Raw genomic sequence first — 19,949 nt, 5'->3', positions numbered from 1 at the left:
GGCTTCCTGAGAAATTAAAGATTTATTTTAGTTCCTCAGGCAATTCGGTCACCTTGATATAATCTACATAGAATTTATCCGGCAAAGCAGCATCATTGATCTCAGCTCCGCCCAGATTTCCTCCCACGGCCATATTTATAAGGAAATAGAAATCCTTTTCAAATGGATAATGCGCTGCATCATACTGCTTAGGAGTAAACTTATAAAGCTGCTGACCGTCTACAAAGAATTCTATATATTTTTCGGTCCAGACCGCTTTATAAATATGAAATCCTTCTTCTATATCTTTAATTTTTGTCTTTTTGGTATTTATAGTATTACCGTGACTCGCCGAAGTATGTAGCGAAGTGAAGACCATTCCTGGTTCTCTACCTATGTATTCGAGAATATCAATTTCACCACTGGCAGGCCAGCCAACCGCGCTAATATCTGCACCCAACATCCATATAGCAGGCCAGAGGCCCTTACCTGTAGCTACTTTTGCTTTTACTTCGATCACCCCGTAGGTAAATTCAACATTTCCTTTAGAGTTAATCTTCCCGGAATAATATTGATCGTCTTTCTTTAAGGCAGTTATTACAAGATTTCCATCTTTAACCTCAACATACTTGCGATCATAGATCTGTTCTTCATTATTACCCCAACCACATAGATTAGGGCAACCGTCACCTTCTTCATAGTTCCAGACACTCATGTCCAGGCTATCTCCCTCAAAATCGTCCTGAAAGATCACTTTTTCCTGGGCTGTTGCTGAAAACAGGCTCCCCATTATAAGACTCGCTGATAATATTACTTCGGAATATTTTTTCATTATTTGCTGAAATTAAATTTCACAGTTTGTACTTCTTCAGAATCCCCTCCGATCATAAGTTCAAATTCGCCATTTTCGGCTTCCCATTTTTCCGAAGCGGTATAGAATTTAAGCATTTCTTCATCAATAGTGAATTCCACGTTTTTAGTCTCTCCTGGCTCAAGATCAATGAGTTGAAAGCCTTTTAGTTCCTTAACAGGTCTGGTTGAACTTGCCACCAGATCTCTTAGATATAACTGCACCACTTCACGCCCCTTAACTTCCCCGGCATTGGTAACAGGTACAGTTAATGCAATACTCTCACCTGCCTTTAGTTCAGAACCTGAAAGTTCTGGTTTTCCGTACTCAAAATTGGAGTAACTAAGCCCATATCCGAATGGATAAAGAGGTCCGTTCTCAATATCTGTATAATGAGAATAGGTTACATGCTCCGCACTAGATGGTCTTCCCGTATTTTTATGATTATAATACAATGGCTCCTGGCCCACGGCTCTTGGAAAAGAAACCGGCAGTTTCCCTGATGGATTATATTTCCCTGAAAGTACATCTGCAATGGCATTACCACTTTCAGTTCCCAGCTGCCATGCTTCAACAATGGCCGGAATATTTTCTGAAGACCAGGTTATCTCCATAGGTCTTCCATTGATAAGTACGAGCATTATATTTTGATTTACTTTATAGATAGCTTTCAGCAATTCCTTCTGAAGTCCGGCAAGGCCAATATTTACCTGGCTACGTCCTTCTCCAGCCTGAAAAGCGTCTTCCCCAAGCACCATTATTACAAGTTCTGCATTTTTGGCATTTTCAACAGCTTCCCCAATTCCGGTGGTGTCGGTTTTATTGATTTCAAGAGGCATTAAAAAACTTCTTTCTCCCATTCCAAGTTTAACACCCTGAGCATAGGTAATTTCAGCATCCAGATTAGCGTTTTTAAGGCCTTCCAATACTGAAACTGCTGAATTTGCTTCTCCCTGTGCTCTCCAGTTACCAATGGGTGAATCTTTATCGTCTGCCAGTGGACCAATTACCGCGATCTTCTTAACCGAAGATTTTATTGGAAGAAGATCATTCTCGTTCTTTAAAAGCACGATAGATTTTTTAGCAATATCACGCGCAGTTGCTCTGTGTTCCTCATATGGTACTGTTGCTAAAAGCTCAGCATTATTGTATTTATAAGGATCTTCGAAAAGTCCCATTTTAAACTTTACCCGAAGAATTCTTTTTACCGCATCGTCAATTAAAGCTTCATCCAATTTACCTTCTGCGACAAGTTTTTCAAGGCCTGCCTCATAAGCTCCGCCTTCCATATCCATATCGCTACCTGCCTTCACGGCAATTTCGGCGGCATGAATTTTATCTTTTGCAAATCCGTGAGGGATCATTTCGGCGATGGAGCCCCAGTCTGAAACCATAAATCCGTTCCAGTTCCAGTCACCCTTAAGAATTTCTCTCTGAAGATATTCGCTACCAGTTGCCGGAATACCATCTACTGTATTAAAAGAATTCATAAAAGTTGCAACCCCAGCGTCTGCCGCCGCCTTAAATGGAGGAAGCACCACATTATGCAGCTCATTTTTTCCAATGTTGACAGCATTATAATCTTTTCCGCCTTCCGCGAGACCGTAGCCTGCGAAATGTTTTGCTGTCGCCGCGATGGTTCTGGGATCAGAAAGATCATCTCCCTGGTAACCTTTTACTTTGGCAACCGCAACTTTAGAGGTTAGATAAGGATCTTCCCCGGAACCTTCCATAATACGTCCCCAGCGGGCATCGCGGGAAATATCGATCATCGGCGAAAATGTCCAGTTCACTCCTTCAGCTACCGATTCTAAGGCCGCAATTCTAGCAGATTCTTCTGCAGCTGCCATATCCCAACTTGCAGTTTCTGCAAGTGGCACAGGAAATATTGTTTTATATCCATGGATCACATCGTAACCAAAGATCAATGGAATTTTGATCCTGGAATTTTCCATGTTCATTCGCTGTGCTTTTTCAGTAGCTTCTACCGAAAGTACATTCAGCATAGACCCCACAAGACCATTTTTAAGTCTTTCTTCTTTCTGTTTATTTCCAGTTTCAGAAGCAGGTCCGGTAAGATCCCAACTTCCGTTATACTGGATCATTTGCCCAACCTTCTCTTCTAAAGTCATTAAATTTAAAACAGAGTCGACCTTAGCTTCTACGTTTTTAACAGAACTTGGAATCGTAGAATTTTGAGAATACATTCCCAGGGTCCCTAGCGAAAGGGACATTAATAAGAAAAATTTTTTCATGATTTATTGTTATTGAATAAATCCCGAAGCCGAAACTTCGGGAATTTATAGCTTAAACAAACAATTACTGGTAAAGTCTTATATAATCTACTTCCATAGAAGATTCCTGGAAGTCATCTGCTATTTCACCTCCAAGACCGCCTCCCATGGCAACATTCATGATAAGGAAGAAATCTTTATTGAAAGGAAGCGAAGCATCGTTGGTAAAAGTGAAAAACTCAACACCGTCTAATAGTAAGATAATATTATCTTCTGTCCATTCTACGCTGTAGGTATGGAATTCAGTAGTAGCATTTTCAATGGGAGTTCTGCCTACTACGGCATCACCTCCAAAATTTCCAGGATAATGTAAAGCTGAAGAAGTTTCTCCAGGCTTGTTTCCTACCCACTCCATAATATCTATCTCCCCTGTTTCAGGCCATCCCACTTCATCAAAATTAGCACCCAGCATCCATATTGCAGGCCAGGTTCCTCCACCTTCAGGCATCTTAGCTCTGGCTTCAACCCTTCCATAAGTAAATTCAAACTTATCCTGAGTTGTGATTCTACCTGAAGTAAAATTGAATCCGCTTTCAGATTCTCTTTTAGCTGTGATAAAAAGACTTCCATCCTGTACACTTACATTTTCTTCGGTATAATACTGAACTTCTCCATTTCCCCATCCATTGGTTCCATTACCTATCTCATAATTCCATGTGTCTGTGTCCAGTGCATCTCCGTCAAATTCATCAAACCAAACTAGGTCTTCAAATTGAGATACAAAAGGCTCTTCCTCTTCTTCCCCTCCACCCGTTGATCCTTGCTGATCGTAAGGAGTTGTTGTGAATTTAAGGTACCAGGCAAGAGCTGGATTACTTGATGGAATAGCACGAACATACATAGAGTTCTCTGTTATACTAAGTATTTCGTAGGTAGAAGTACCTATAAAATAACTCATAAATCCTCCATCAGTATAATTAATAGCGGTACCTGTAGAAGTAGGTATTCCTGAAGTTCCAGGAGCAAGAGAAGCAAGTTTATCGCCTCCAGTATCCAGATCACGACACTGATCTTCACCAGCACCATCGGTAAAATCTACATTATAGAAGCTAGCTCCGTTGTTATCCTGATTATAGATAATATCCCCGTTATTAGCAATTGAATATGTAAGGGTATCTGTATAGAAACATGCACTTACATCTGCCCCGGCTTTTTCGTTAGGAGCAGCGGCATAATAAATTGGTGAATCAAAGCCCTCACCAGAACTAGGTCCAACTCCGAGATGTCCAGGCTCTGAAGCAGCCACATACCATGTTTTAGTTGATCCAGGGTCCAGACCGCCAGCCAGCTTTTCTTTAGTATCAGGATCATTGAAATCACTAAAAACAGTTACAGTTACGGTCTCACTAGTAGAATTTCCTCCCGGTCCATAAGCTATAACAGCTACGGTATAATCATTCACCCCATTAGTTGTAAATGGGTGGGTTACTTCACCACCTCCAATAACATCGCTAAAACCATCTCCATAAACAAATTTATAGGTCAAAGTATTATCTGCTGTTGCGCTAAACCGAACCTGTCCGCTTCCATCACCTTCAGGCATTTCAGCTGTCGCACCAATTATTTCGTAATTAATGCTAAGGTTGGTCGGAGTAGTTATATTAGCCAGGTCATAATCGTCATCCACACAAGCGAAAATCGCAAGTGTAAGAATAGCTAACATGGAAAATTTCAATCCGTTAATAAATTTCGTGTTTTTCATCTTCATTTATTTTTCTAGTTCTGCACTATATCATCAATATAGAATTCTCCTGCTGTGAATCCTGCAAAATCAAGAAATACAGAGAATTCATCGTACTGTCCGGTAGGAACAAATGCTGCTCCACCTGGATCTGCCTCGCTTATATAACTCGTTCTTGCATTACTACCGAAATTGAAGGTTAATTCTTCCCAGCCTGTTCCACCGTGACTTACCTCAACCTCATTTGCTCTTTCTCCATTCACTCCTGTTTCTAATTTGAAAAGAACCTGATAAGCAGTTTCAGAATAAACTTTCATAGTTATGGTTTTATTAGAACCGGAAAAGTCTATAGCTTCATCAAGTATCAAAGTTAAGGCTTCATATTGTCCACCTCCATTAGTAACCTTACCTACCTTTGTAGCAGTCGCATTGATTCCAGATTGTTCAGGATTAGTAACAACTTCAAAAGGCACACTATTTTCACCTGTAGTATACGTTACATCAGCTTCAAAGTCTATTGGAAGACCAAAAGTATCACCTGTTTGTCCTCCATCTGAACCACCTGTAGAACCGGCAGCATTTAAAGTAACATTATCAAAATATACTATGTTTTCGCTAGTTCTGGCTTGAAAATCAGGGAAAATAACAAGTCCAGTAATATCTGTATTGTTAGGATCACCTACAACTCCTGAGAAGTCGAATGTTAGTTCTTCCCATTCATTCGTTTTTGTATTCGCAACCTTGATCTCTCCTGTAGACCCACCTGCAGCATTTTCGAATTTGATACCAACATCACTTATCACAGATTTCCATACCCAAATCTTTACAGTACTGTTTGAAGCATTTAAAGTAAAAGGTGTCTCAAGTTCGGTAACCGTTCCTGCAAAAGGTTGTCCTCCTGTTCTAGCTGTAAACTTAGCAACTGTAGCTGAAGAATTTATATCCATATCAGGATTAGAAATAATCTCTAATGCTGGGTTATCTGCATTTTCAAAAACTCTCCAGTTTTCCGGAGAACCACCATTTGCCGGTGTTTCAAAGTTCACTGGGAAACTCGTAGTTGAAGATACAGGAGCTCCTCCTCCGTCGCCTTCAGCCTGAACAAAATCATCAAGGTAATAAACAGAACCATCGCCTGCAGGTTGAGCAGCTTCATCATATTCTGGGAATACTACGAATTTATCGTATGTAGCATCAGCAGCGATCACATCTGTAAAGTCATAAGTTAAGGTTACCCATTCATTTGCAGAGCTTAAAGTTTTATCTATAAATACATTGGGGACTGAATCGTCTCCTTCTTTTTCCAATTGCATTCTCACATTGATTCCTGCTTTTGGAGACCATATCTTAAAGCTAAAGGTACGGCCGGTCATCAGATCAATATTCTCAGGGAAAATATGGAAAATACCAGAGTACCATGCAGCTCCCTGGGCTTTTGTAAACTCATAAACTGTAGCTGAATTATTCCCAGTCATATCAGGATTTGCTATAGGCGTACCTGTTACTCCCTGACCAGCTTCAAAAACCCCAGATAAAGTTTCACCATCTTCAAATCCAATAGGGAAATTCTCTGCAATTTCTAATTCTCCAGAATCACCTTCTCCTTCTTTCATTAAATCATCTACATAATAATCCCCAGTAGCATCACCGGCAAGATCAAGGAATAATGAAATCGCATTGTACTGCCCGTCAGGGACAATAGCTGCTCCACCTGGATCTTCAGTGCTTAAATAACTTGTAGTAGCATCTGTAGCGAAATTGAAAGATAATTCTTCCCATCCTGTTCCACCGTGCTCAGCGTCTACTTCATTAGATCTCTCTCCATTTACGCCAGTTTCCAGTTTTAGAAGTACAGTATATGCAGTTTCAGAATACACTTTTACAGTAAGTGTCTTTTCAGCACCTGATAGATCTACTGCTTCCGTAAGGTTAAAGGTAATTCCTTCGTATTGAGCACCTGCTTTAGAAATTTTTCCTACCATAGATTCGGTAGCGTTCGCTCCAGATAATTCAGGATTTGTAACGATTTCAAAAGCAGTTTCAGCAGCCCCAAAAGGAGTTATGGCATAACTGGCTTCCGGATCATCAAAAGTTACCGGTAATTTTAAAGGACCAGCGGCAGCTTCAACACTTACTTCTTCAGAATATTCTACGGTGGCAGCGCCTCCTCCTCTTGCAACTACTCTAACAGTATAAGTTCCTTCTTCAGCGTATACATGGGTTGCAGATTCACCATCCATTATTGTAGTTGGCTCTTCATCTTCCACATCACCAAAGTAAATATCGTATACTGTTGCATCCACAGCAGTTGGTGTCACCACAATTTCGAGAGGATTCGCGGTAGATTTTGTGATATCAACTTCAAGTTCTGACGGAGCTCCAAAAGAAATATTTACCACTCTCACCAACTCACTGGTCAAACCGGTAAGTCCAATGGCTACAATTCTCAGGTTGTACTCTCCTTCAGCATAAGTATGGCTGATTGTTTCACCCGGTGATACGATCACAGGTTCTTCATTCTCTGTATCTCCAAAATATATTTGGAATTCCGTTGCACCTTCCGCAGTTGGAGTAACTGTTACAGTCCCCTCTTCGTCATTGGAAATATCAAAGGCTGCATTCACATTCGTGGGTGCAGAGACATCTTGCAAGGCATAAGAAACTTCTTCTTCCTTTTCGCAGGAAGTAAATACATTAAATGCCAGAAATAATACCAGTAATTTTTTAATATGCTTCATTTCTATATTTGTTTATTTATTAGTATCCCTGATTCTGTTCCCAGTTATTCTGAGAAAACTGAATCTCTTCCAATGGAATAGGAAATAATTCATTTTTATTTGGAGAAAAACCGTCTATTGCTTCAGCTGCTCTGCCAGTTCTTACCAGATCAAAGAATCTGTGGCCTTCACCAACAAGTTCTAGTCTTCTTTCTAGGTAGATCGCATCTGTTAAAGTTGAACCGGTAGACGATACAGGATCCAGACCTGCACGATCACGAACCTGATTTAAATAAGTTCTTGCCAGTTCATCATTAATTCCGCCGCGGTTTAGAGCTTCAGCAGCCATCAATAGAACATCTGCATATCTAATTGCTCGATAGTTGTTTGGCTGAGTTAAATTTGCATCTCCAAGGTTATTATTCTGTCTTGGTAAATATTTGCGGTTAAAATAACCTGTATGCTTATATCCTTCTGTAAAAGTAGCACCCGTCTCTGCGGCCCATGCATTTATATCCAGAATTGAAAAATCTCTTCTTATATCATCTTCTTCAAAGAGGTTATAGACTTCTGCAACAGGAACATTAAAGCTAAATCCAGATTCAAATATAGGTCCTGAATAATCACGAATCCCCTGAAACCCTACAGCTACATTACCTTCACTACATTGTAAACAAAGAAAACTAGCTCCTTCAGCTCCGGTATATTGCACTTCAAATACCGACTCTACATTATTTTCACCTTCCTGTTCAAAAAGTGTAGCAAAATCAGATAAAGCATATGGTCCGTTATCAATTAGATCTGTAAGTACATTTGCAGACTGTTGAAATTCTTCCTGATACAGGTAAGCTTTTCCTAGAAGCGCCTGCGCAGCACCTTTAGTAGCTCGTCCAACCTGTGGAGCTGTATAATCCAGATTATCTATCGCAAATTGAAGATCTGATTCTATTTGAGCATAAACTTCACTTACCGGCGATCTTGGTATAGTCTCAGCATCGCCAAGAACAAATCGCTCATCTCCACTTAGTGGAATAGGTCCAAACCATTTTACAAGTTCAAAGGTGAAATAGGCTCTTAAGAATCTAGCTTCCGCAATTATCTGATCCTTACCTTCAAAATCTGTCTTGTCTTTAAATTCAAGAATATAGTTGGCTCTCTGTACGCCCCCAAAATTCCAATCCCAAACATCATCAATATTATCATTGATAGGTGTGTGAGTCATTTCATCTACTTGCTGGAAACCTGGCACATCCAGAGCATTACCACCTCCGCTTAAAGTATTATCTGAAGCGATTTCCCCAAGTAATACATTAACATAGGTAGATTGTAAAATATCATACGCTCCAATTAGAGCATTATAATATTCCTGCTCAGAATTAAAATAATTTTCTGAGTCAATAACATACTCCTCAGTTTCATCAAGAAAGCTCTCGCTACAACCTACCAGCATAACGAAGCACATGAAGAAGTATATTCTTTTTAATATTGAATTCTTTATATTCATATACAATATTTTTAGAAGTTAAGATTTACACCAAACATATAAGTTCTTGGCACTGGATAGAATCCATAATCAATTCCACCACCAATAGCTTCACCTGTAGAAGCTGAAGGATCATATCCCTTATAATCTGTAAATGTGTATAGATTGTTTGCAGCGATATAAACTCTAAGTTTATCAACACTGATTCTTTCAATTAAAGATTGAGGAAGAGAGTATCCCACCTGCGCATTCTGAATTCTTATATAAGAAGCGTCTTCCACGTAAAAATCTGAAAATACTCCATTATTTGTTGATCCAGCAGAGACTCTAGGAACTGTATTACTGGTTCCTTCACCACTCCATCTTTCTAAATAGTAAGCATGGCGATTTGTATTCGGTGCAGCTCTCTCATAATTACGTACCATATCATTTCCTAACGATGCATACGTATAAACTGTAAAATCAAAATCTTTATAATTAAGATTCAAATTTAGCCCCATTGTAAAATCCGGAATCGGATCACCAATATTCGTACGATCGTCTGGAGTTATAACTCCATCACCATTTGTATCCACATATCTAAGATCTCCAGGAGATGAAATTTCACCAAGTGCATCTTGAGAAGGACTTGCATCTATCTCAGCCTGATTTTGGAAAATGCCATTTGTTTGGTATCCGTAGAAATAGCCCAGAGGGAATCCTTCCTGCATCCTGGATGGTCGTGGTTGACCTGTACTAAAACTACCCCCTTCAAGGAATTCAGCACCATTTACCGCAGTTACTTCATTTTCCAGATAAGTTAAATTATAAGACATTCCCATTCTGAAATCATCAGAAAAATTTTCTTTGTAATTAATAGAAAATTCCGCTCCCTGGTTTCTTGTCGTCCCGGCATTAATGGTTGGAGCACCAGCTCCCGGAGATCCTCCTCCATAAATACCAGATACCGGAATTCCTGAAATTAAAAGGTCATTACGATCCTCTCGGAAAACATCTGCAGTTATATCTATTTTATTCTTGAGTAATCTAAGATCTAATCCAATATTTATTTTTTCAGCCTCTTCCCATCCCGAAGCAGGATTTGCAAGTCTACCCAAAGCAACTCCATTAATTATGTTCCCGTCAAGAACATAGGTAGCTTCACCACTCAATGCGGAACGATAAAATTCTGCTCCACCAGCTTCATCATTACCTAGAATACCATAACTTCCTCTAAGTTTCATAAAATTAATGGTTTCAGAATCAAACCAGTTCTCTTCAGAAATGATCCATCCTGCAGTTGCGGAAGGAAAGTAACCAACACGATTTTCAGGTCCGAATCTGGTTGAAGCATCTCTTCTCAACATTCCGGAAACTAAATACCTGCCTTTAAAGTCATATTGAAGTCTTCCGAAATATGACAATTTCCTAATATCATATACATAAGAACCATTATTTATCCCATCATTAGTCCCTGTGGTAAGGCTAATATCTGCGAATTCGAATGAATTATTCGGCACATCATATCCAGTTGCAAACAAACCATCACCCCATTGTTTGATAACAGTCATACCACCAGTGAAAGTAACGTGGTGGTCTTCATTATAGCGGTCTTCATAAGTACCGAATAAATCATAAGTATAGGAATTATCATTGATTCTATTTTGATTCACGGTACTTCTAGGATTATTAAAAACTTTCCCAGGTCCAAAAGTCTCTACTCCAACTTCCGGATTAAAAACTTTTGAATCACTTTTAGCGAGATTAAAACCAATTCTGGAAGTAAAAGTCAATTCTTCAATCGGTGTGAAATCTATATTGAAATTACCATTCAATTTGTCCAGATTGTAATCGTTGAAAGTGTTCTCAATTTGGGCTAAAGGATTAACAACTTCAATTGGAAGGTCTCCTTCCGTATCAACATCATTCAATCCAAAGGTTGGTGCAAAGTTTAGAGCGTTAAATAAAACTGATCCAAGACCATTTTCATTAATTGATTTTCTATCAATATTTGTATATGTCGTATTCAACTGTACATCGAAATATTCACTTACATCCACGCCTAAGCTAATCCTGGCTGTATTTCTCTTAAATCCAGATTTAGATCCTCCAACAATACCATCCTGGTTCAAATGCGAAGCACCTACAGAATAGGTTACTCTTTCACCTCCACCTGTTAGGCTTACATTATGATTTACAATTGGAGCTTGTTTAAAAACAGAACTCTGAAAGTCTGTTCCAACTCCAATTTCACTAACATCTGGATAAGGAAGGTCCTGACCAGCATTTGCATAGCTTTCGTTTAGTAACAATGCATATTCGGTAGCATTTAATACCGGAAGTTCTCTGGAAGCTTCCTGAATACCATAATAGGTTTGATAGGTGACCTTTGGTGCTGTATTTTTCTTTCCGGTTTTAGTAGTAACCAGAACCACCCCATTTGCACCAGCCACACCATAAATGGCAGCCTGAGCATCTTTTAGAATAGATATAGATTCAATATCATTGGGGTTCAATGTATTTAGATCTCCCTGGTATCCATCAATTAACACCAGAGGTCCATTTACACTATTTGATGCTATACCTCTAATATTAATATTTATACCAGCACCCGGAGCACCAGATGAGGGAGTAACATTCACCCCCGCAGCAGTACCTTGTAGAGCCTGCTCAACCTTTATGGGCTGCAATTCATCAATAGTTTGATTATCTACTACAGAAACAGCGCCCGTAATATCTTTTCTTTGTTGAGTTCCATAACCAATTACAACAACTTCATCTAAAGATTCTGAATCTGTTTGTAAGGTTACATTAATAATTTGCTGATCGCTTACTGTAATTTCCTGGGTTACAAAACCAACATAACTAAATTGAAGAACATCTCCCGCAGAGATATTTTCAACTGTATAGTTTCCATCAAAGTCTGTGGTTGTTCCACGCGCTTCTCCTTTTACTATTACATTAACTCCTAGTAAAGGCATGTTGTTTTCATCAGAAACCAATCCGCTAACCGAAAACGATTGCGCATAAGCCCCAAAAAACCCGCTTAGAAATACAATCAAAAGACAGGTAAATTTCCTCATGTGATTAATTATTAAAATTGAAATTTCAATATATTAACATAATGTTATGAGAGAAGAAAAATCTACCTGTACAAAAAATCTACAATTGAGTATATATCAATAATACCTGCTTCTATTTACTGATATCATAATCTATACAGGCCTTTAGGAAGGAAATATTAATAAGAACTTAAAGTGGTAAAAATGAGTAATATATGCTTTTGTATAGGTAATGTAGAGTTATTTATAGAAAATGTAAAGTTATAAAGCGAGGATATAATCTGTTAAATTGGTTTCCCGGTCTAAATTCATCTTTTTACGCAAACGATATCGTTTAATTTCGACACTTTTTACGGAAATATTTAACAAAGGAGCTATCTCCTTAGAGGATAAATTAAGTCTTAAATAAGCACAAAGCTTAAGATCATTGGAAGTAAGTTCGGGATGCTTGTTTTTTACTTTCTTAAAAAAATCCTTATCGGCGTTACTAAATGCTTTCTTAAAAAATTTCCAGTTATCCTCTTCGCTAATATCCTTATCTATTGTTTGTATTACCGATTTTACTTTCGAAGAATCTTCAGATTGTTCCAGTTTGTCTTTAATGCTGGTTAAAAATTCATTCTTTTTGATAAGGCTCATGGTAGAAACGGCAAGCTCCCTGTTTTTGTTTGCCATATCCTGCTCCAGCTTCTCATTTCGTAACTTAATAATCTCCTGCTCTGCTTCCAGGTTTTTCATTTTTAAGCTACGCTCATTTTCTGCAACATTTTTTTGATGATGTCTTTTATTGAGGATATGTATTAAAAAAAGACTGAACAAGAACAACAGAAAATAGCCCACTAAGGCTAGCGGACTCAAATAAAGAGGTCTGTCAATACTAAATTCATAAGTTTCTACCTGGGTCTGGTCATTGCCGATTTTAGCTTTCACCTCAAAAGTATAATCTCCAAAACCAAGATTTTTAAAATTTGCAGCCGGCGAATTACTCCATTCACTCCAATTTGGGCTAAGACCCAAAAGTCTATAGCTGTATAGTGCTTCATGGTATTTTTTATGAATCGGGGCACTAAACATGATTGAAATGTTATTACGTTTAAAATCAAATATCCCAGATTCATTCACCTTTACTTTCTCAGGAACAGCGTCCAGAGCACTTACTTCTACACTATTTAATCTGATAGATACATCGGGATCTATCACTTTCAGGTCCTTGAATCTCATGTAGCCATTTGCAATACCAAGTAGATACTCAGAATCGGAGAAAGTAGAAATATTTTCATAGCCAACTGCGATGTTCCGAAAATCCTGGTCTATGAAAATAAGATTGAGATCGTAAGTTTTGCTCAATTGAGAAGGTTCAATATAAAAAACACCTTCTCTGGCAAAACCCCACAATTTTTCATGATTCTCTTCTGTGATGATTTTTCCTGAAACTCTATCAATATCAGAAATCATTTCATTTATGAGGTTATCTGGAGAAAAGTCATTTTTAGTCTTTGAAAACTGATAGACCGTTTCTTTAGAACTATAATAGAGAGTATCATTATATTTAAAAAGACTTGAAGTGATCCCGGACTCATTAGAAAATGTATAATTCTGTATGTCCTCAATTTGAGATAGTGAATCATTTACCTGCATTTTAAAAACTCCCTTATGCTCGTTACTTACCCAGATATTTTTATTTTCATCTACCTCAATAAATTTTGAAGAATGAGGAAAATTTTCAAGCATAGGAAAGACTTCGAAACCTGAAGCAGTCTTTTTCAAAAAACTGATTCCATTATAATGCCCCTGTACATAGATATTATCATCATATTCTTTGATAAGCCAGGTTCCCAGACGATCGGTAATTTTCTTTGCATTTTCGCCGTCAATAGTAAAAGTTCCGCTGTTATGCCCGCATAAAATATCTTCTCCTACTTTGTCAATGAACCAAACCTGCCCGCCGGTACCTTGAATCAGTCTAAAATTATCCTGTCCCTTCTTTTTATAATACAAACCCTGATTAGTACCTAAGTAGAGATTCCCATCGTGTTCATAAGAGGCATAGACCGATCCTATCTCTCCTCTATTATCCTGAAATGACAGGAAACTGGATTTTAAATCTATATTACTAATACCATAATCCAGACCGGCCCAAATATTACCAGTATCATCAAGGAACAGGTCCAGTACTGTATTATTCATTAAAATATTTTCCTGATTGAAAATATTTACAATTGCTCCTTCCGTATCCAGTTGCACAATACCTTTACCCACTGTTCCCAATACTATTCCTCCATTTTCAAGGTCTACGGCGTCAAGTATGTTAGGGTTTCCAAATTCGGTATTAAACTGCTGCTCTTCATTTAATAAATTAGTTCCATTCCAGATAAAAAATTCTGAAGTACCTGAAATAATTCGGAGATCTTGCTCTTTCCGATAAAGATGCATTATTGCCTTATCTCCGAGTTCTTCAAAGGATATCACCATTTCAGGATTGCCATTAGTGAATTTAAAAAGACCGGCACCTACTAATTGAAAATAAAGTTCATTTTCTAATTTGAAAATCCCAGAAATAGGTTTTCCCAGAGGATTTTTCATTTTAGTGATCACATCCTGATGCTGATCATAGAAATATATCCCTCCGAAACTTCGGAAAATCACAAGTTCATCTAAAAATTCAATATCCCAAAATTGTTCCCCATCACTAATAGATCCCGAAAACTTAGGAACCAGACTGGTATATTGTAATTTTCCAAAATCATTCCGCTCCCAATATCCGGCTTCCATATACGCCCCGGTGTATATTCTTTCACCCACCACTTTAAGGGATCTTACAATGGTATTATTCGGCACTGGATAAAGATCCCAGTTTTCTCCATTATATTCCAGCAAGCCGGTACTATTAGCGAAATAAAGATTCTTGTTATTGTCCTGGTCTATCATCCAGTTCTGGTTACCTGCAGAATACTGATTAGGTCCAAAATTAATTACCGGCGGTAACTCCTGGCTGAAGCACGTGATAAAAGAAAAAAGAACAACTATGAAAGTGAGTTTTTTGCTCAAAGGATATTTTAAATTAGTCTCGAAAGTTAACTATCAGCGACGACACAATAAAATTTACACTTATTTTTGATTGCCTAGATATTAATAAAACTTTTAGGCTTGGATGTTAAAGTATTATAAAGAGCTATGACATCCTAAGTTAATTAGATTTTTTTGAAAGTTATTACTACTATAAAATCTACTCAATCAAACAACTTAAGCTTTTATGAGCATTATAAAAAAACTACCTAAAAACAAGATTTCTAAAAGTCTTACTTTTTTAAGTTTATCCCTACTTTTTACAGTTTTTTCAGTGCAGGCACAAGAGAATTCTGGAAATAAAGAACGAGTTCATTCTGTATACGTTACTTCAAATACAGCATTGAGAAGTAATCAATCAAATAAAAAAATATTAAGTCGTATCGTGGAAGCCTCCAAAGAAGGTGATTCTGCAAGCCTGGTTATTGTTGGGAATTTAGTCCCTAAAGAGGGTTTTCCTAATAAAGACAATGGCAGAGAAAGGGTAGAACAAGATCTTCAGGAGAATTTATTGGATCTTATAAAAGACTTTAAAGGCAATATTATATTTACGCCGGGCTATAACGAATGGCAGGACGATGCCCCGGACAATATTGACGATCTCGAATCTTTTCTTCAGGATAATTCCAGAGGTAAATTCTGGCCTAATGATGGCTGTCCTATTGAAAGCGAAAGTTTAAGTGATGATGTCCAGCTTATAATGATCGATTCTCAATGGTATCTGGAAGACTGGGATGATCATCCTTATATAAATAACAAATGTGAGATTAAAACCAGGGCTCAGTTTCGGGAAGAATTTAATGACGAACTGGAAGATAATCAGCGTAAAACCGTCCTTGTTGCGGTTCATCACCCGATGATGACCCAAACCAAAATCGGATTTTTTGAAAAAATAATTGGCGCCAGTAGCCAGACCAGGAGAAATCCGCAGTTGAAAGAATTAATGGGTACTCTGGAAACTCTTGCCAGGCAATATAATGATGTCATTTTTCTTTCTGGAAACGATCAGAATTTACAATATGTACAGGATGACAATGTAGAACAGATCATCGTTGGAGTCACTGAAGATCCGGCAAAAGCAAAACCAGAAACAGATAATGGAGATTTTGCAGCCTATGAACTTGGTTACGCAAAAGTGAATATAAATAAGAACGGAAGTTCTAACGTGGAGATATTTCAGGTCTTACCAACAGGTTCTGAAAGAATTTTCAACAAGGAAATTTCACGTGAACGTCCTACCTTAGAAGAAGTGGAATGGCCGGAAACCCGTCTGGGTAAAACGACCATGGCTTCTGTTTATACTGATGAAGAAACTGATAAAGATGGGCTTTTTAAATTGATCTGGGGGGAACATTATCGTCCATTATACAGTAAGAAATTTGAATTTCCTGTCTTATACCTGGATACCCTTCATGAAAATCTGGAAGTACTTGGTGCCGGCGGCGGACATCAATCCAAATCTTTAGGTTTCGTTGATGAAGATGACCATGAATATACGATGAGAGGCCTTAAAAAAAGCGCACTTCAATTTCTTCAATCTACTGTAGTTACTACACATTATGTAGAAGACTACCTTGAAAATACCGTTGCTGAGCGATATGTACAGGATTTTTATACAACCGCATTCCCTTATGGAACATTCCCAGCGGGAAAATTCATGGATGAATTAGGTATTTTTCATCCAAATTCGAAACTATACTATGTCCCGAAGCAAGAGGCTTTAGGAGTTTTTAATGAGGAGTACGGGAATGAGCTGTATATGTTTGAAGCTCATATTGGCGGAGAAAATAAGGATCTTGAGTTCTTTGGTGGTGCAGAGGATATTATAAATTCATCTGATCTTTTGCTGGAAAAACGAAAAACCAAGGATGTCTATGTAGATGAAGATATGTTCATTAGAGCAAGGTTACTGGATATGTTGCTTGGAGACTGGGATAGACATGAAGGCCAGTACGAGTGGGCTGAATTTGAAGATGAAGATGGAAAGAAGAGATATCTTCCTATCGCCAAAGACCGGGACCAGGTTTTTCCAAAAATGGATGGTTTTGCACTTTCTGTCCTAAGAATGGGCTTTCCTTCTTTTCGAGCCATGGAAGAATATAGTCCTATGGTTAAAAGGCCTAAATGGTTCAATATCGCCGGTTATCCATTAGATAAAGCATTTATTAGGAATGCCGATTGGGAAGAGTGGAAAGCACAGGTTGATTATATACAGAATAATATTACCGATGAAGTAATTCAGGAAGCATTTGCTGTTCTACCCGAAAATCTAACCGAGGACCCTTATGTGATCGATATTAAGAAAACAATGAAGGCCCGTAGAGGAAATCTTGAAAAGATCGCTAGAGAATATTATTTACATCTTGCTGAATTTGACATGTTCACAGGAACAGAAGATGATGATAATTTTCTTATCACCAGAAAACCAGAGGGTATCACTACTATTCAGTTAAAGAATAAAGATGAGGAGATCATCGCTGAAAAATCCTATGATTCAGATCTTACCAGAGAAGTTTGGATCTACGGACTGGATGGAGACGACGAATTTCAGATAGTTGGTGAAGGTTCTAATCTTGTGCCGTTAAAAGTAATTGGCGGAGAAGAGAATGATATTTACGATTTTCAGAATAAAAAACGAGCAAAGCTTTACGATTATAGAAGCAAGGATAATACGATCAAAACTCCTGGAGCTCGCAAAATGCTGGTAGATTCTTATGAGATCAATAATTACGATCCCAACAAGAAAAAAATAAGGCAATATACCTTTATGCCTGTTGCAGATTTTAATTCAGATCAGGGATTTAGTCTTGGAGTGAATAATACCTATACTTTAAAGGGACTCGTTAGAAATCCATTTACTGCCAGGCATAATGTTACGGCAAATTATTTCTTCGCTACTCAGGGATTCGATATTGGATATTCCGGAGAGTTCGCCCATATTCTTCATAACTGGAATTTAGGATTAGATGCTTATTATTCCAGTCCAAACTTCGTGATTAACTATTTCGGAACTGGAAATGATACAGAATATGATCAGGATACTGAAAGAGATTTCAACCGGGTTAGACTGCAACAATGGAGATTTGCTCCCTCTTTAATTTATAGAAAGAATGAAAAAGTAAACTTTAATGTTAAAGCTATTATTGAATCTATGGAGACTTCCTATGATGAAGGAAGATTAGTAGGGCAGGCTTTTGACCCCACCAATGATGTGTTTGACAGTCAGTTGTACGCCGGTGGTGAAGTGAATTATAATTATTTCAATAAGGACAGAGTGGCTTTTCCTTCCAGAGGAATTGAACTGGATCTTACCGCAGGATACAAAACGAATATCGATGAGAATGATAATAAATTTGGTTATATAAGACCTATGTTATCTCTTAATTATCCCCTTCACGAAAGTGGTTTCGCAGCACTTGCTACCAAAATTGGTGGTGAAGCGATCCTGGGAGATAACTACGAATTTTATCATGGCGCTATGCTAGGTGGAGGGAATATGAATAGTTTAAGAGGTTATAGAAACGAACGATTTAATGGTAAATATGCCTTTTATCAGAATATTGATCTGAGAAGTGGAATTACGCAATTTAGAACCGACTTTATTCCAATTAGACTGGGAGCTAGTTTAGGTTTCGACTATGGTAGAGTATGGGTGGATGATGATGAGAGTAACGACTGGCATACTAACTACGGAGGATCTATATTTATTAATATGTTTAAAGCTTTTACAGGAAATATAGGCTACTATGTAGGAGATGAAGGAGGACGACTTAATTTCACCTTCAATTTCGACTTCTAAAATAAGATTTAAAAAAACTAAAACCGCGCTGAATAAGATTTTCAACGCGGTTTTTTATTTATACAGACTGATTGATTAACTCCTCTGCCAGTGTCATAATATTAGCAGTTTCTAATGTCGGTTTTCCGGCCAGAGGAAATATAAATTTTCCTGGTCGCTGAATAAAAGCCGTTTTTAATCCTGCTCTCATGGCGCCGGTTATATCCCATCCATGTGCTGCGACCATCATGGTATTTTCTGCTTCGGAATTCGCTTCTTTTAATACATAACTATAAGTTTCAGGATGCGGTTTGTATTTTTTAACTGCCTCTACACTCAAAATCTTATCGAAATATTTTGTAAGCCCTGCAAATTCAATTTGTTCGTTTAACACCGCAGGTTTTCCGTTACTAAAAGCAATTAATTGGAATCCTTTTTTCTTTAGTCTCTCCAGGCCTTCCCCCACCTCTGGATAAGCGTTCAATCGAGTTATGGGTTTTAAAATATCTCTTATTTCTTCGTCTGAAAAGTCCTTATTATGCTTTTCTGTATTCATTTTTAATACTGCTGCAGCAATCTCACTAAAGTCGTGGTAAGTATCTGTAATACTATCTACCAGCGAATATTGGAGTAATTCTGCAAACCATATATTGGCCGCCTGTTCATTGTTCAAAGCATTGTTTATACTTGCCTTCAACGGACTGAGATCCAGCAGTGTTTCGTTCACATCGAAGATCAGGGTTTTAACTTTTTCCATAAGGTCTAAGTAACAAAATTCCTTAAAAAACCTGATCCTGTAAATTCATTTTTCAGCAGAAGATTAAAGGAAAGACCTGAAAAACAGAATACATAAATTTCAGCATAAAAGACGCTGAATAAAAATAATCAGGATCTAATCAATAAAAATCGGAAGCTCTGTTTAAAACGGAGATGGAGGATTAGTCGTCACCTTTTCTGAGGTCATCATTTCATTGTTCGTAAAGGATGAACTGGAGTAGTTCCTAGAGGTTAGTAAAAAGACCAAAAAAGCAATGGCAAGAATCATCAGTGCTTTACACAG

General features: G+C 37.9%; 9 protein-coding genes. 1 reads left to right on the top strand and 8 read right to left on the bottom strand.

Annotation, left to right across the window (positions count from 1 at the left end):
* Positions 1–22: 22 nt before the first annotated feature.
* The 7 genes from LGQ90_RS12325 to LGQ90_RS12295 all read right to left on the bottom strand — a co-directional run bounded on the left by LGQ90_RS12325 (position 23) and on the right by LGQ90_RS12295 (position 15,093).
* A complete protein-coding gene (locus LGQ90_RS12325) occupies positions 23–811 on the bottom strand; it encodes a glycoside hydrolase family 16 protein (RefSeq protein WP_229341458.1) in 789 nt (262 codons plus the stop codon).
* Positions 811–3,084, bottom strand: a complete 2,274-nt coding sequence (gene bglX / locus LGQ90_RS12320; RefSeq protein ID WP_229341457.1) for a beta-glucosidase BglX — start codon at positions 3,082–3,084, stop codon at positions 811–813. Before bglX ends, LGQ90_RS12325 begins: the two co-directional genes overlap by 1 nt.
* 64 nt (positions 3,085–3,148) lie before the next feature.
* Positions 3,149–4,825, bottom strand: coding sequence for a family 16 glycosylhydrolase (locus LGQ90_RS12315; RefSeq protein ID WP_229341456.1), 1,677 nt, complete (start codon positions 4,823–4,825; stop codon positions 3,149–3,151).
* A 14-nt stretch (positions 4,826–4,839) separates the two neighbouring features.
* Complete coding sequence (locus LGQ90_RS12310; protein WP_229341455.1) at positions 4,840–7,542, bottom strand: fibronectin type III domain-containing protein; 2,703 nt, start codon at positions 7,540–7,542, stop codon at positions 4,840–4,842.
* Positions 7,543–7,561: 19 nt separating this feature from the next.
* Positions 7,562–9,025 (bottom strand): RagB/SusD family nutrient uptake outer membrane protein, encoded by a 1,464-nt coding sequence (locus LGQ90_RS12305; protein WP_423738451.1) that lies wholly within the window; start codon positions 9,023–9,025, stop codon positions 7,562–7,564.
* An 11-nt stretch (positions 9,026–9,036) separates the two neighbouring features.
* Positions 9,037–12,066: a SusC/RagA family TonB-linked outer membrane protein gene (locus LGQ90_RS12300; RefSeq protein ID WP_229341454.1), complete on the bottom strand. Its 3,030-nt coding sequence runs from the start codon at positions 12,064–12,066 to the stop codon at positions 9,037–9,039.
* Between the two features lie 240 nt (positions 12,067–12,306).
* Positions 12,307–15,093 carry a triple tyrosine motif-containing protein gene (locus LGQ90_RS12295; protein ID WP_229341453.1) on the bottom strand — a complete coding sequence of 929 codons (2,787 nt, stop codon included), beginning with the start codon at positions 15,091–15,093 and terminating at the stop codon, positions 12,307–12,309.
* 205 nt (positions 15,094–15,298) lie between these two features.
* Between LGQ90_RS12295 and LGQ90_RS12290 the strand changes: the two genes are divergently transcribed.
* Positions 15,299–18,910 carry a BamA/TamA family outer membrane protein gene (locus LGQ90_RS12290; protein WP_229341452.1) on the top strand — a complete coding sequence of 1,204 codons (3,612 nt, stop codon included), beginning with the start codon at positions 15,299–15,301 and terminating at the stop codon, positions 18,908–18,910.
* A gap of 58 nt (positions 18,911–18,968) precedes the next feature.
* On the opposite strand, the gene LGQ90_RS12285 is transcribed toward LGQ90_RS12290, so the two are convergent.
* Entirely contained in the window at positions 18,969–19,646 is a 678-nt protein-coding gene (locus LGQ90_RS12285; protein ID WP_229341450.1) for a haloacid dehalogenase type II, read from the bottom strand.
* Positions 19,647–19,949 lie beyond the last annotated feature (303 nt).

Origin of the sequence: Christiangramia sediminis, assembly GCF_020552705.1 — a bacterium.
GTDB lineage: Bacteria > Bacteroidota > Bacteroidia > Flavobacteriales > Flavobacteriaceae > Christiangramia > Christiangramia sediminis.
This window is presented reverse-complemented; position numbering and strand designations above follow the sequence as displayed.